The sequence below is a fragment of the Enterobacter hormaechei subsp. xiangfangensis genome (genome assembly GCF_001729785.1).
Taxonomy (GTDB): domain Bacteria; phylum Pseudomonadota; class Gammaproteobacteria; order Enterobacterales; family Enterobacteriaceae; genus Enterobacter; species Enterobacter hormaechei_C.
Genome location: NZ_CP017183.1, coordinates 4,503,168 through 4,516,988 on the forward strand (window position 1 = coordinate 4,503,168; position 13,821 = coordinate 4,516,988).

Annotated in this window: 11 protein-coding genes; 4 read left to right on the forward strand and 7 right to left on the reverse strand. The window is 56.0% G+C overall.

All coding sequences use genetic code 11. The features are described from left to right. Positions 1–5 precede the first annotated feature (5 nt). Positions 6–854, forward strand: coding sequence for a helix-turn-helix transcriptional regulator (locus BFV63_RS21515; RefSeq protein ID WP_023326307.1), 849 nt, complete (start codon positions 6–8; stop codon positions 852–854). Here BFV63_RS21515 and BFV63_RS21520 read toward each other — a convergent pair. The 5 genes from BFV63_RS21520 to BFV63_RS21540 are packed head-to-tail and all read right to left on the reverse strand — an operon-like array spanning position 841 to position 5,804. After that, entirely contained in the window at positions 841–1,197 is a 357-nt protein-coding gene (locus BFV63_RS21520) for a PTS fructose-like transporter subunit IIB (RefSeq protein ID WP_048241645.1), read from the reverse strand. The two genes, BFV63_RS21515 and BFV63_RS21520, sit on opposite strands and share 14 nt — an antisense overlap. Before the next feature lie 2 nt (positions 1,198–1,199). Then, complete coding sequence (locus BFV63_RS21525; protein WP_048241643.1) at positions 1,200–2,075, reverse strand: [formate-C-acetyltransferase]-activating enzyme; 876 nt, start codon at positions 2,073–2,075, stop codon at positions 1,200–1,202. Next, positions 2,041–4,338, reverse strand: a complete 2,298-nt coding sequence (locus tag BFV63_RS21530) for a formate C-acetyltransferase (protein ID WP_048241641.1) — start codon at positions 4,336–4,338, stop codon at positions 2,041–2,043. The genes BFV63_RS21525 and BFV63_RS21530 overlap by 35 nt, the downstream gene beginning before the upstream one ends. 51 nt (positions 4,339–4,389) lie before the next feature. Continuing rightward, on the reverse strand, positions 4,390–4,710 hold the full coding sequence (locus tag BFV63_RS21535; protein WP_023326311.1) for a PTS fructose-like transporter subunit IIB: 321 nt from the start codon (positions 4,708–4,710) through the stop codon (positions 4,390–4,392). 14 nt (positions 4,711–4,724) lie between these two features. Continuing rightward, complete coding sequence (locus BFV63_RS21540; protein WP_045343481.1) at positions 4,725–5,804, reverse strand: PTS fructose transporter subunit EIIC; 1,080 nt, start codon at positions 5,802–5,804, stop codon at positions 4,725–4,727. 305 nt (positions 5,805–6,109) lie between these two features. On the opposite strand from BFV63_RS21540, the gene ptsP reads away from it, so the two are divergent. Genes ptsP through gldA form a run of 3 tightly spaced genes read left to right on the forward strand, consistent with a single transcriptional unit; the run spans position 6,110 to position 10,404 of the window. Beyond that, positions 6,110–8,611, forward strand: coding sequence for a phosphoenolpyruvate--protein phosphotransferase (gene ptsP / locus BFV63_RS21545; protein WP_048241639.1), 2,502 nt, complete (start codon positions 6,110–6,112; stop codon positions 8,609–8,611). A gap of 14 nt (positions 8,612–8,625) precedes the next feature. Beyond that, positions 8,626–9,288 carry a fructose-6-phosphate aldolase gene (fsa, locus tag BFV63_RS21550; protein WP_048241638.1) on the forward strand — a complete coding sequence of 221 codons (663 nt, stop codon included), beginning with the start codon at positions 8,626–8,628 and terminating at the stop codon, positions 9,286–9,288. A gap of 12 nt (positions 9,289–9,300) precedes the next feature. Continuing rightward, entirely contained in the window at positions 9,301–10,404 is a 1,104-nt protein-coding gene (gldA, locus tag BFV63_RS21555; RefSeq protein ID WP_023315034.1) for a bifunctional L-1,2-propanediol dehydrogenase/glycerol dehydrogenase, read from the forward strand. A 92-nt stretch (positions 10,405–10,496) separates the two neighbouring features. On the opposite strand, the gene katG is transcribed toward gldA, so the two are convergent. Continuing rightward, positions 10,497–12,677: a catalase/peroxidase HPI gene (gene katG / locus BFV63_RS21560; protein WP_003862046.1), complete on the reverse strand. Its 2,181-nt coding sequence runs from the start codon at positions 12,675–12,677 to the stop codon at positions 10,497–10,499. 144 nt (positions 12,678–12,821) lie between these two features. Then, positions 12,822–13,712 (reverse strand): methylenetetrahydrofolate reductase, encoded by an 891-nt coding sequence (gene metF / locus BFV63_RS21565; RefSeq protein ID WP_003862045.1) that lies wholly within the window; start codon positions 13,710–13,712, stop codon positions 12,822–12,824. Positions 13,713–13,821 lie beyond the last annotated feature (109 nt).

Below are 13,821 nucleotides of genomic sequence, written 5' to 3' on the forward strand. Positions count from 1 at the left end.
ACACCATGCACCACGACATTACCCAGATCCTGACTAACCTGATCAACGGCACAACGCCGCTGCGTCAGGTGCATTTTGCAAACTCCGCTACCTCCGCCCCCGAACTTGCCTTGCAGGTCGATTTTCCACGTCTGGAGATCGCGATCGAAGGTTCGATGAAAGACCAGGCTGGCTGCGTTTTACAGCAGGGTGATGTTTTATACGTCCCGGCTGGCGGCTGGAATAATCCACAATGGCAAGCACCCGCAACAACGCTGAGCATCCTGTTTGGCAAACAGCAGCTTGGGTTTAGCCTTTTGCACTGGAATGGTATAGACGTGCGAAACCTGACAAAGCAGCACGTTGCCCGCCGCGGTCCCCGTATTGGATCGCTACTCTTACAGACGCTTCATGAAATGCAGATGCAACCGCATGAGCAACAAACCGCGCGGCTGATTATTGCCAGCCTGCTTAGCCACTGCGTCGACCTGCTGGGTAGTCAGATCCAAACCGCCTCCCGCAGCCAGGCTTTGTTTGAAGCAATTCGGGTCTATATTGACGAACACTACGCCACTCCCCTTACCCGGGAATCCGTCGCGCAGGCGTTTTATATCTCCCCAAACTACCTGTCGCATCTGTTCCAGAAAACGGGCGCAGTGGGTTTCAATGAGTACCTGACGCACACCCGACTGGAACACGCGCGCCAGTTGCTGAAAGGATATGATTTGAAAGTGAAAGAGGTGGCGCATGCCTGCGGATTTGTCGACAGCAACTATTTCTGCCGGTTGTTTCGTAAGAACACCGAACGTTCGCCGTCAGAATACCGTCGCCAGTATCACAGCCAGCTCACCGGGAAGGCGATTAGTCCAGAATGACCTGAGTATGCTGCGGAGCGGCTAACATTTTACGCACCGCCCCCATCACCTTTTGTGGGTCGCGTAAAAAGGCGCTAATACCGCACTTCACGTAGCGCGCATGCTCGAAACGTTCGCTGCCCGCCAGTTCGATATCGGTAATGAGCAATATGACATCGGCACGCCGTATGTCGTCTTCCGTAAGCTCGCTCTCAACGCCCAGCGCTCCCTGCGTCTCAATGTTAACGCTCCACTTCTCCTGCTGGCAGAGCTTTTCCAGCCGTTCGGCAGCCATATAGGTGTGTGCAACGCCACTGACGCACGCGGTCACCGCCACCAGATGACGTCCCGTTATCACTGTCATGTTCAGCCTCCCACGGTAACATTGAAACCTTCGCGCTCTGCCAGTTGACGCATCGCTGACACCTCATCTTCTGTCGGAGGGATCGCTTGCCGCATCCCCCACTCCTGTCCCAGCAGACGGTATTTTGGCTCCCCATACTGATGGAAGGGCAATAAATGCAGTTGCCGTATTCCTGAAGGTAGCAGGAAAGCCAGCACGCGTGCCATGTTCGTTTCGTTAAGCGTATAACCAGGAATAAGCGGCACACGAGGAATCACGTTTATCCCGTTAGCCACCAGCTGGCGGAAATTATCCAGCACTCTGGGAAGATTCATTGCCACAATCGATTGGGCCAGATCCGCGTCCATGATCTTTAAATCAAACAACACTTCATCACACTGGCGAGCCAGCGGCATGAGTCGGGACAAAGGGGCATCGCCTGCCGTTTCAATGGCCGTATGCACGCCGAAACGGCGTAATCGCTGTAGAAATTGTGTCGCGAAAGGCGCCTGCAGCAACACTTCGCCACCCGAGAGCGTCACCCCGCCTCCCGAGGAACGAAAGAAGACATCGTCTTTCATGACCTCGTTTATCAGCTCCTCCAGCGTAACATCCCGCCCGATAGGCTCAAATGCGCCGGAGGGGCACTCATCGACGTCCCGCAAACAGGGGGCGCAGTGAAGACATTTACTTTCTCTACGTACCGTCTCGATTTTCGGTGAAATCGACTCCGGATTCGCACACCACGGACAACGGTGAGGACAACCTTTAAAAAAGACCACCGTACGGATGCCGCGACCGTCATTCAATGAGTAGCGCTGGATATTGAAAATACGCGCCACCTCGGCGCGCGTTTCAACCACGTCACAGCTGATGCGCTGTGCGGCGGATAATGTCATCCTGGATCTCCTTCGATAACTCAACAAAGAAGGCGCTGTAGCCGGCAACGCGCACCACCAGCCCGGCAAAATCCTGTGGACGCTGTTGCGCTTCACGCAATGTTTCCGCGTTCACCACGTTGAACTGGATATGCTGCAACTTAAGCTGGGTGAAAGCGCGAAGGAAATCCGCCAGCTTTTGCAGCCCGGCATCGCCTTCCAGCGTCGCAGGGGTAAATTTAACGTTTAACAGCGTACCGTTAGATAACAGATAGTTATCCAGCTTGCTTACCGATTTAAGTACCGCCGTTGGGCCCTGCATATCTTGCCCAAGCATCGGCGAGAGCCCACCGTCAGCCAGTTGCTCTCCGGCAAAGCGGCCATCCGGTGTAGCTCCCACCACTGCCCCCAGCGGCACGTGTGCCGATACGGTATAAGAGCCTGGCGTGAACTGTCCGCCGCGCGGGTTCCGGTATTTTTCGACCTCTTTACAGTAATGGCGCAACAGTTCAGCGCTGATATTGTCGACATCATCGATATCATTGCCGTATTTTTCGAAGCGATTGATCAACCTTGCACGCACCTTTTCTCCCTCGGGGGTGGCAAAGTTCGCTTTTAACACGGCTAAGAGCTCATCAAAACTTAAGCGCTGCTGTTCAAAGACCAGCCCTTTCAGGGCGTGCAGTGAATCACTCAGATTGGCTATCCCGATCCCCTGAACGCCAGAAAAGTTATACCGCGCCCCGCCGTCGGTAATATCTTTCCCTGATTCAAGACAATCGCTGATAAATGAAGAGAGCAACGGCACCGGTGCCCAGTCTCGATGGCCGATATCGCAAATGTTGCTCCCCTCAACCATCAGCGCAATGTAGTGGTTAATTTTGGCGCGAATATGGTCCAGCAAGCCTTCATAACTCAGCGTTGAATTGCCTTCGTTCTCCAGCATCGCGATTTCCATTACTTTCAGCAGGTTAAACATCGCGATATCGTGTAGACCGTAGGTTTTACCCGGAATTGACAGTTCTACACAGCCTACCACCGCGTAGTCGCGCGCATCCTCCAGCGACACACCCCGATTCAGGAAAGCGGGTACCACCACTTCATCATTGAAAATCTGCGGAATACCAGTGCCCAGGCGGATCGTCTCTGCCGTTTTAAGCAGGAAAGGTCGGTCGATAAGTTCATTAACCCGTACGCCAAGGTTCGGTTGAGGAAGCTGAACGCTTTGGTAAGCATCCAGGCACAGGAAGGAAAGCACATTCACTGCGCTACGACCGCTCTCCGTTAAACCGCCCAACAACGCGGTATAACCCGTCGGGAAACCAGCAAAATAACGTGCGCTACTCGTCGAACGTAAAAGCACCACGTCATTGCATTTCACCCACAGCGATTCCAGTAGCTCTTTCAGAAATGCGGGATCGTCCCCCTGCGAAAGCGAAGCCTGATAAAAGGGCAGCATATACTGGTCGAAGCGCCCGATAGAAAGCGAGCTGGCGTTAGATTCGTATTGCAAAATGACGTTCATATACCAGAACAGCTGACACGCCTGCCAGAACGTTTGCGGCTTATGCTGCGCGTTGTGACGCGAGATTTCGGCAATCTTTCGTAGCTCTTCACGCCGTGAAGCGTCATCACAGACGGTTGCAAGCGTTTCAGCCAGCGCAGCATAGCGCAGAATATGACGCTGGGAGGCTTCAAGCAGAATCAGCGCGGCGGCATAGAACGTGTTCTGCGCATCGCGGGCACAATATTCTCGCATTTGCGCCACCAGCGCACCCAGCCCGTTATTCAGCAGGCGCGGATAATCAATAATGATATGCCCCTGCCCTTTGTCCGTCTGGTTGACGCTGAAAATTTGCGTCCCTACAGCGGCTTTCACCTCATCCGTCATCTGGCTGTTGATGAAATCTTTCATCGACCGTTTTTCCCAGTAGGGATACAGCACGTCGCGGTAGATCTGCTTATCCGCTTCGCCGATCTCGAAGCGGTCCTGCGGACGTGTGGAAAACTGGTCCAGCTCCTTAAGCAGCCAGTACGGATCCATCTCAGGGGACATAATGCCCGCGCGCGGTTTAACGGTCCGGTTTCCGGCAATCAGTTCCTCATCACGAATCGCGATGTTCACATGGTCAAGAATGTACGCCGTGGCTTTTGCTCGCCTGAGGATAACCGGCTCGCCCTCCGTCTGCTGATGGCTGGCGGTATAGAGCAAAGCACGCTCAAGCGAGATTTCACGTGGACTGGCAAAAAGTGCGTCTTTCAAACGCTGGGTACGATTTGTCATGAGGGAACTCCTGTAACGGAAAACGAGCCCGCCCCGAAGGGCGGGAGAGCGTCAGGCGGTTTGCGCCAGGTGGGCATCAATTTTGTTCATGATGGCGTCGGCGCGTTTTACCGCGTCGCTGATATTGACGCGTACAATGGTTTTCCCGGCAAAGCGCTCTTCGAATTTAATGCCGATATCTTTGGTCAGGATCACCATATCTGCGGCGGCAACGTCTTCTGCCGTCAGTTCGTTCTCCAGGCCAATCGACCCTTGCGTTTCAACCTTCACTTCCCAACCTTTAGCTTTGGCGGCACTTTCCAGCGCTTCGGCCGCCATGTAGGTATGGGCAACGCCTGACGGACATGCTGTTACTGCGATAATTCGGGCCATGTTCTCTTCCTCACTCAGTTAATTTCGAAATCCAGATCCAGGTCGTCCTCTTTTTCCTCGACCTGTTTTGCATTCTTGCGGGCAAAACTCTTCAGCACGTTAACGCTAATGGCCGTCACCACAGCCCCCACGGCAACCGCCACGATGTAGCCCAGCTTGCCCTCCACCACAGGGAGAACGATGAGCCCGCCCCAACCGGCATAGCATTGTGCGCCCATCACGGCGGCCGTCACTGCGCCACATGCGGATCCCAGCATGATGGAGGGAATAACGCGCAGAGGATCAGCAGCAGCGAACGGAATGGCCCCTTCGGTGACCCCCACGCAGCCCATCACTAATGCAGCCTTACCCGCTTCACGCTCTTCACCGGTAAAATTCTTGCGATTAATCAGCGTCGCCAGGCCTAATCCTAGCGGTGGTATGCAAATAGCCACGGCGGCAATTGCAACGACGGTATAGACGCCCTGCGCAACGCAAATCAGCATGAAGGCATACGCCACTTTGTTGACCGGGCCGCCCATATCGAACGCCAGCATGAGACCGATAATAATGGCGAGTACCACAATGCTGCCCTGCTGCATTCCTTGCAGCCACTGGGTAAGGCCGGTGGTCAGTGCGCCTACAGGCTCGCCCAGCCCCCACATCATGATGCCTGCTGTGATAAACGTGCCGATAATCGGGATGATGAAAATTGGCATAACGGAGCGCAGCACTTTCGGGACCGGCAGTTTTTTCAGGTACCAAACGACAATCCCACCGAAAATCCCGGCGATAATCGCGCCAAAGAACCCGGCACCGAAGCTGTTGCCCACCCAGGCGGCAATTGCACAGGGAGCCAGCGCGGCGCGTTCTGCAATGGAATAGCCGATATAGGCGGCGAGGAATGGCACCATCAGCGTTAACCCCGCCACGCCGATATCAAAGAGTTTTTTCAGGTTGGGATCGGTTGCGGCATCGGGCACCGCGCCTTTGCCATACAACATGACCGAAACCGCCAGCAGAATGCCGCCCGAGACCACAAACGGGATCATGTGCGACACCCCAGTCATCAGATGCTGCCGCGTGTTCTTGAGAATATGCACCAACTCTTTCATATGTCGCTCCTGGCCTAAAACCATAAAGATGTTGTGGCAAACAATAGGCAATCAGGAAGACGGCGGACAGGAGACAAAAAGGCCATTTACTGGATTTTTGTAATATCGAAATAAAAATGCGATCCGCCTCGACATTTCTGATAGACGTTACGCATAAGACAAAGGACCACAACCTGTGAGTCAAATCTCACTTTCCACGTGACATTACATTTGTCCAGCTTTTGGCAGATTTGTCACATGGCGCGCGTCATCAACACACTCGTATGCTGTTGCCCAATGAATGAGGATTGATTTCAGGAGTGTGTATGGCTCTCGTAGTGGAATTTACCTGTGAATTACCCAACGGTGTTCACGCGCGTCCGGCAAGTCAGGTGGAAACGCTGTGCAATACGTTTATCTCGCAAATCGAATGGCACAACCTGCGCACAGACCGTAAAGGGAATGCCAAGAGCGCACTGGCAGTCATTGGCACCGATACGCTGGCAGGCGATGCCTGTCGTCTGGTGATCCAAGGTGAAGATGAGCAGAACGCCTATCAGCAACTGGAACAATGGCTCCGGGAAGAGTTCCCACACTGTGATGCGCCGCTCGCAGAAGCCATTAATATTGAGCGCGATCCGCTGCCAGAATCCCTCGCGCGCCTTAATCCAACGCTTTTCCGCGCCCTGCCCGTTTGCAGCGGTAGCGCCCAGGGCGTGTTGACCTTGCTGGCCTCGCTGGATCTTAACGCACTGTCAGATTTACCCGAAGCGAAAGACGAAGGAGATGAGCAGTTAGCACTGGATAATGGTCTCACCCTGCTGGTGAAAAACATTGAGCTGCGCGCGCTGGACAGCGACAGCACCGCCAGCGCCATTCTTGAAGCCCATCGTTCGCTGGCTACGGATACCTCGCTGCGCCAGCACCTCCTGTCAGGGGTCAACCGGGGCTTAAGCTGCGCTCAGGCCATCATCGCCACGGCGAACCATTTCTGCGATACGTTCTCTCGTTCCAGCAGCACGTATTTGCAGGAACGTGTGCTGGACGTACGCGACGTCTGCTATCAGCTTTTACAGCATATCTACGGTGAAGCGCGTTTCCCGTCTCCGGGGCAACTGACGCAGCCGAGCGTCTGCCTTGCTGACGACCTCACGCCCGGCCAGTTCCTGGAACTGGATAAAACCTTGCTAAAAGGGCTGCTGTTAAAAAGCGGTGGAACAACCTCGCATACGGTTATTCTTGCACGTTCCTTTAATATTCCGACGCTGGTGGGCGTCGACAATGAAAGCCTGCTGCAGTGGCGCAATCAATCCGTATTTATCGATGGCAATGCTGGTGCCGTCGTGGTCGATGCCAGCGATGCGGTGGCGCGCTACTACCGACAGGAAGCACGGGTACAACAGGCACTACGCGAGCAGCAGGGCATCTGGCTGGACCGGGAAGCCAGAACCGCCGACGGCCTGCGGGTTGAGATTGCCGCGAACATCGCCCATGCGGTGGAAGCGCAGGCAGCCTTTGAGAACGGCGCCGAGGGCGTTGGCCTGTTTCGCACCGAAATGCTTTATATGGACCGCAGCAGCGCGCCCGGTGAAAACGAGCTCTACAACATTTTCTGTCAGGCACTGGAAAGTGCAAACGGGCGCAGCATCATCGTGCGGACCATGGATATCGGCGGCGATAAGCCGGTAGAGTACCTGAAGATCCCGGCCGAAAATAACCCGTTCCTCGGTTACCGCGCCGTACGTATTTACGAAGAGTATGCAGTGCTTTTCACCACCCAGCTTCGGGCGATCCTGCGCGCCTCTGCTCACGGCAGCCTGAAGATCATGATCCCGATGATCTCTTCCATGGAAGAGATCCTGTGGGTGAAAGAGAAACTTGCCGAAGCGAAACAACAGCTCCGCGCTGAGCATATTCCGTTTGATGAGAAAATCCCGCTTGGCATCATGCTGGAAGTCCCTTCGGTGATGTTTATCATCGACAAGTGCTGCGAAGAGATTGATTTCTTTAGCATCGGTAGCAATGACCTGACGCAGTATCTGCTGGCTGTTGATCGCGATAACGCCAAAGTCACACGCCATTACAACAGCCTGAACCCGGCCTTCCTGAGGGCGCTGGATTACGCGGTACAAGCCGTCCATCGCCAGGGGAAATGGATTGGCCTGTGCGGCGAACTGGGTGCAAAAGGCTCGGTGTTGCCATTGCTGGTGGGTCTGGGTTTGGACGAGCTGAGCATGGGGTCGCCCGCTATCCCGGCAACCAAAGCGCGTCTGGCTCAGCTTGATAGCCGCGCCTGCCGCCAGTTGCTGAATCAGGCCATGGCGTGTCGCACCTCACTTGAAGTGGAGCACCTGCTGGCGCAGTTCCGCATGAATCAGCAGGACACACCTCTGGTTACACCTCGCTGCATTTCACTGGACAATGACTGGAACAGCAAAGAAGAGGTCATGAAGGGAATGACCGATAACCTGCTGCTCGCAGGACGTTGCCGCTATCCACGCAAGCTGGAGGCCGATCTGTGGGCACGCGAAGCGGTCTTCTCCACCGGGCTCGGCTTTAGCTTTGCTATCCCGCACAGCAAATCGGAGCACATTGAGCAATCCACCATCAGCGTTGCACGCCTGAAAGCCCCCGTCATGTGGGGAGATGAAGAAGCACAATTCATCATCATGCTAACGCTGAATAAACACGCCGCGGGCGATCAGCATATGCGTATTTTCTCCCGACTGGCACGCCGCATCATGCATGAGGATTTCCGCAATGCGCTGGTTAACGCCAGCTCAGGGGAGGCGATTGCTTCCCTGCTACAACACGAATTAGAACTGTAAAACGAGGAAGAGTGATGGAACTGTACCTGGATACCGCCAACGTGGCGGAAGTTGAACGCCTGGCGCGCATTTTTCCCATTGCGGGCGTTACCACCAACCCGAGCATCATTGCCACCAGCCGTGAATCCATCTGGGACGTGCTGCCGCGGCTGCAACAAGCCATCGGGCCGGAGGGCACGCTGTTTGCTCAAACCATGAGCCGCGACGCCGAAGGCATGGTGGCGGAGGCCAAACGCCTGAGTAACGCCATCCCGGGTATTGTGGTGAAAATTCCGGTCACCGCGCAGGGGCTTATCGCCATTAAAGAGCTGAAAAGAGAGGGTATTACCACGCTGGGCACCGCCGTTTACAGCGCCGCTCAGGGTTTACTGGCCGCGCTGGCAGGCGCGAAATACGTTGCGCCGTACGTCAACCGCGTCGACGCACAGGGCGGCGACGGTATTGGCATGGTACAGGAGCTGCAGTCCCTGCTGGAACTGCATGCGCCGGAAAGCATGGTGCTGGCTGCCAGCTTTAAAACGCCGCGCCAGGCGCTGGATTGCCTGTTGGCAGGATGTGAGGCAATCACGCTTCCCTTAGACGTAGCGCAACAAATGCTCGACACACCAGCGGTAGAGTCAGCCATAGAGAAGTTCGAGCAGGACTGGAAAAACGCGTTTGGTAACCTCAACCTCTAAGGGAGAACTGTTATGGACCGTATTATTCAATCGCCGGGGAAATACATCCAGGGTGCAGATGTTCTTACTCGCCTCGGCGACTACCTGAAGCCGCTGGCGAATCGCTGGCTGGTGGTGGGCGATAAATTTGTGCTGGGTTTTGCTGAAGAAACCCTGCGTCAGAGTTTTAAAAAAGCCGGACTCCATGCCGAAATCGCACCGTTTGGTGGCGAATGTTCGCAAAATGAAATCGATCGCCTGAAAAAGCTGGCCGACAGCGCCGACTGCCTGGCGGTGCTGGGTATCGGCGGCGGAAAAACGCTGGATACCGCCAAAGCGCTGGCGCACTTTATGGACGTGCCGGTGGCTATTGCCCCGACCATTGCCTCCACCGATGCGCCGTGCAGCGCCCTCTCCGTGATTTATACCGACAGCGGTGAGTTCGATCGCTACCTGATGCTGCCGCACAACCCGAACATGGTGATTGTCGATACCAAAGTGGTGGCAGGCGCACCTGCGCGCCTGCTGGCCGCCGGGATTGGCGATGCACTGGCAACCTGGTTTGAAGCGCGCGCCTGTTCGCGCAGCGGCGCCACGACCATGGCGGGTGGCAAGTGCACGCAGGCAGCGTTAGCGCTGGCAGAGCTGTGCTACAACACGCTGGTTGAAGAGGGCGAGAAAGCGATGCTGGCGGCAGAGCAGCATGTCGTCACACCGGCGCTGGAACGCATTATCGAAGCCAACACCTATCTCAGCGGGGTGGGCTTTGAAAGCGGCGGGCTGGCGGCGGCGCACGCCATTCACAACGGCATGACGGCGGTGCCGGATGCGCATCATTTTTACCATGGTGAAAAGGTCGCGTTCGGCACACTGACACAGCTGGTACTGGAGAACGCGCCGGTTGAAGAAATTGAGACCGTCGCCGCGCTTTGCCACAGCGTTGGGCTGCCGATCACCCTGGCGCAGCTGAACATCAAAGAGGATATTCCGGCCAAAATGCGGCTGATCGCGGAAGCGTCCTGCGCCGAAGGTGAAACCATTCACAACATGCCTGGCGGCGTCACGCCGGATCAGGTCTATGCGGCGCTGCTGGTGGCCGACCAGTATGGACAGCGATTCTTGCAGGAGTGGGAGTAACGAAAAAAGCCGGGTGGCGCTGCGCTTACCCGGCCTACATGGCACTTTAATTTGTAGGCCGGGTAAGGCGTAGCCGCCACCCGGCACATGGGTTACTTCACGTCAAACCGGTCCAAATCCATCACTCGCGCCCACGCGGCAACAAAATCACGGACGAACTTCTCGTGTGCATCACTGCTGGCGTAAACTTCGGCCAGCGCACGCAGGACGGCGTTTGAACCGAAGACCAGATCGGCGCGGGTGGCGGTGTATTTCACTTCCCCGCTGGCGCGATCGCTACCGGCAAACAGCTCGTTTGAGTCATCGGTCGCTTTCCACTGGGTGTTCATATCCAGCAGATTAACGAAGAAGTCGTTGCTCAGCACGCCCTCGCGGTTGGTAAACACGCCATTCTTGCTGCCATCGAAGTTTGCACCCAGTACGCGCAGACCGCCGATTAGCACCGTCAGTTCCGGCGCGGTCAGGGTCAGCTGCTGGGCTTTGTCGATCAGCAGCGACTCGGTGGTGGACACATCCACCTGCGCACGGTAGTTGCGGAAACCGTCGGCAACCGGTTCGAGCAGGTTAAACATCTCGATGTCCGTCTGGTCCTGACGCGCATCTACGCGGCCTGGGGTAAACGGTACGTTGACGTAAACGCCTGCCGCTTTCGCCGCCTGCTCAACGCCCACAACACCTGCCAGCACGATGATATCGGCCAGTGAGGCTTTATTAGTGGTGCGCTGAATAGCTTCCAGAGCCGGTAACGCCCGTACCGCCGCGGCGTTCACATCCCAGTCGCGCTGAGGCGCCAGCGCCAGACGCGCGCCGTTAGCGCCGCCACGCTTGTCGCCGCCGCGGAAGGTCGATGCCGACGCCCAGGCCACGGAAACCAGCTCGCTCACGGAGAGACCAGAGGCCGCGATTTCCGCTTTCAGGCTTTCAATATCTTCCTGCGTCGGATGGAACACCGGCTGAGGCAGCGGATCCTGCCAAATCAAATCTTCTTTCGGCACTTCCGGGCCAATGTACCGCGCTTTTGGCCCCATATCGCGATGGGTCAGCTTGAACCACGCGCGCGCAAAGGCTTCGTTGAAGGCCTGCGGATCGTTCAGGAAGCGACGGGAAATTTTCTCGAATTCCGGATCAAAACGCAGCGTCAGGTCGGTGACCAGCATGGTTGGCTTGCGTTTTTTCGACGGGTCAAACGGGTCAGGCATAATTTCTGGCGCATCCACGGCTTCAAACTGAATGGCGCCCGCCGGGCTACGCGTCTGCACCCATTCGTATTTGAACAGGTTCTCGAAGAAGTAGTTGCTCCACTGGGTCGGGGTTTGAGACCAGATAACTTCCAGCCCGGAGGTGATGGCGTCAGCGCCAATACCGGTGCCGTGCGTGCTGGCCCAGCCCAGACCCTGCGCTTCAATCGGCGACGCTTCCGGGTCAGTGCCCACATGCGTGGCTTCGCCTGCGCCGTGCGTTTTACCGAGCGTATGGCCGCCTGCAATCAGCGCGACGGTCTCTTCGTCGTTCATGCCCATATTGCCAAAGGTAGCGCGGATCGCCGCCGCCGCAGACAGCGGTTCACCGCTGGCGTTTGGCCCTTCCGGGTTAACGTAAATCAGGCCCATTTCAGTGGCCGCAAGCGGGCGCTTCGCCAGCGCTTCCGGGTCACGGTGGGTCAGCCAGGCTTTTTCATCGCCCCAGTTCACATCCAGATCCGGTTCCCAGACGTCTTCACGCCCGGCACCGAAACCAAAAGTGCGGAAGCCGGAGTTCTCCAGCGCCACGTTACCCGCGAGGATAAACAGGTCGGCCCAGGAGATTTTTTGTCCGTATTTTTGCTTAACTGGCCACAGCAGACGGCGAGCCTTATCCAGGCTGACGTTATCAGGCCAGGAGTTCAGCGGCGCAAAACGTTGCTGGCCGCGCCCCGCGCCGCCGCGACCGTCAACGGAGCGATAGGTACCCGCACCGTGCCAGGCCATACGAATAAACAGGCCCGCATAGCTTCCCCAGTCGGCAGGCCACCACGGTTGTGAGTCAGTTAAAAGGGCTTTGAGATCGCCCTTAAGGGCGGAATAGTCGAGCTTGCTGAATTCTTTGCGGTAGTCGAAGTCTTCACCCAGCGGGTTCGAACGGTTGGAATGTTGGTTTAGAAGATCGATGCGGAGTTGTTTAGGCCACCAATCTTTGCTGCCGGTACCTGCACCCGCGCTGTGATCGACGCCGCCCTGGTGGAACGGACATTTGCCGGCGGATGCCGCGTTATTGGTCTCGTCTGACATGCTCATCGCTATGCTCCCTTTACAGTGTTACCGTTACGATATACACCACTAGCGATAAGAGATAGTTGAATTAATCCACAGATTCGATAGCTAATACCTTTTAACTCTCTGTTCGATTAAAAAGCCCTCGTTTTATGAGGGCTTTTTACTTTACAGCGCCGGGCGAACACCGAGCGTATGGCAAATGGCATAGCTCATTTCCGCGCGATTCAGGGTATAGAAATGGAAATCTTTCACCCCTTCGCGGCTTAAAATCTTCACCATGTCCATCGCGATATTGGCCCCCACCAGCTTGCGGGTTTCCGGGTCGTCGTCCAGCCCTTCATACATTTTGGACATCCACAGCGGAATGCGCACGTTGGTCATATCCGCGAATTTCTTCGCCTGTTTGAAGTTCGAGACCGGCAGAATACCAGGGATGATTTCGACATCAATACCTGCCGAGACGCAGCGGTCACGAAAGCGCAGGTAGCTTTCAACGTCAAAGAAGAACTGAGTAATCGCACGGTTAGCACCAGCCTCCACTTTACGCTTCAGGTTGAGCAGATCCGCCTGGGCACTTTTGGCTTCCGGGTGAACTTCAGGGTAGGCGGCCACGGAGATATCAAAGTCGGCAACGTCTTTCAGCAGGCCGACCAGATCGGCGGCAAACATCTCTGGCTTACCGCTGCCTGGCGGGAGGTCGCCGCGCAGGGCCACAATGTGGCGAATGCCGTTATTCCAGTAGTCCTGGGCAATGGCGCGCAGTTCATCACGGGTGGCGTCGATACAGGTCAGGTGCGGCGCCGCTTCCAGACCGGTTCGGTCTTTAATGCCCTTAATGATGCTGTGCGTGCGGTCACGCTCACCGGAGTTGGCGCCGTAGGTCACGGAGACGAACTTCGGCTTGAGGCTGCTCAGGCGATCGATAGAGCTCCACAGGGTTTGCTCCATTTCACTGGTGCGCGGCGGGAAAAATTCAAAAGAGACGTTAATCTGGCCGTTTACTTCGGCCAGGCTCTGGTTCAGTGCTTCCCGCTGGTTGGCGTGAAAAAAGCTCATACCCTACCCCTATCAATCGCGTGTCATTGTCTGTTGTGTTGTGAACTTCTATACGTTTAGACGTCCAGATGTAAAAATGACGGAAAAGCGGGATGACGTCAACAGAAAT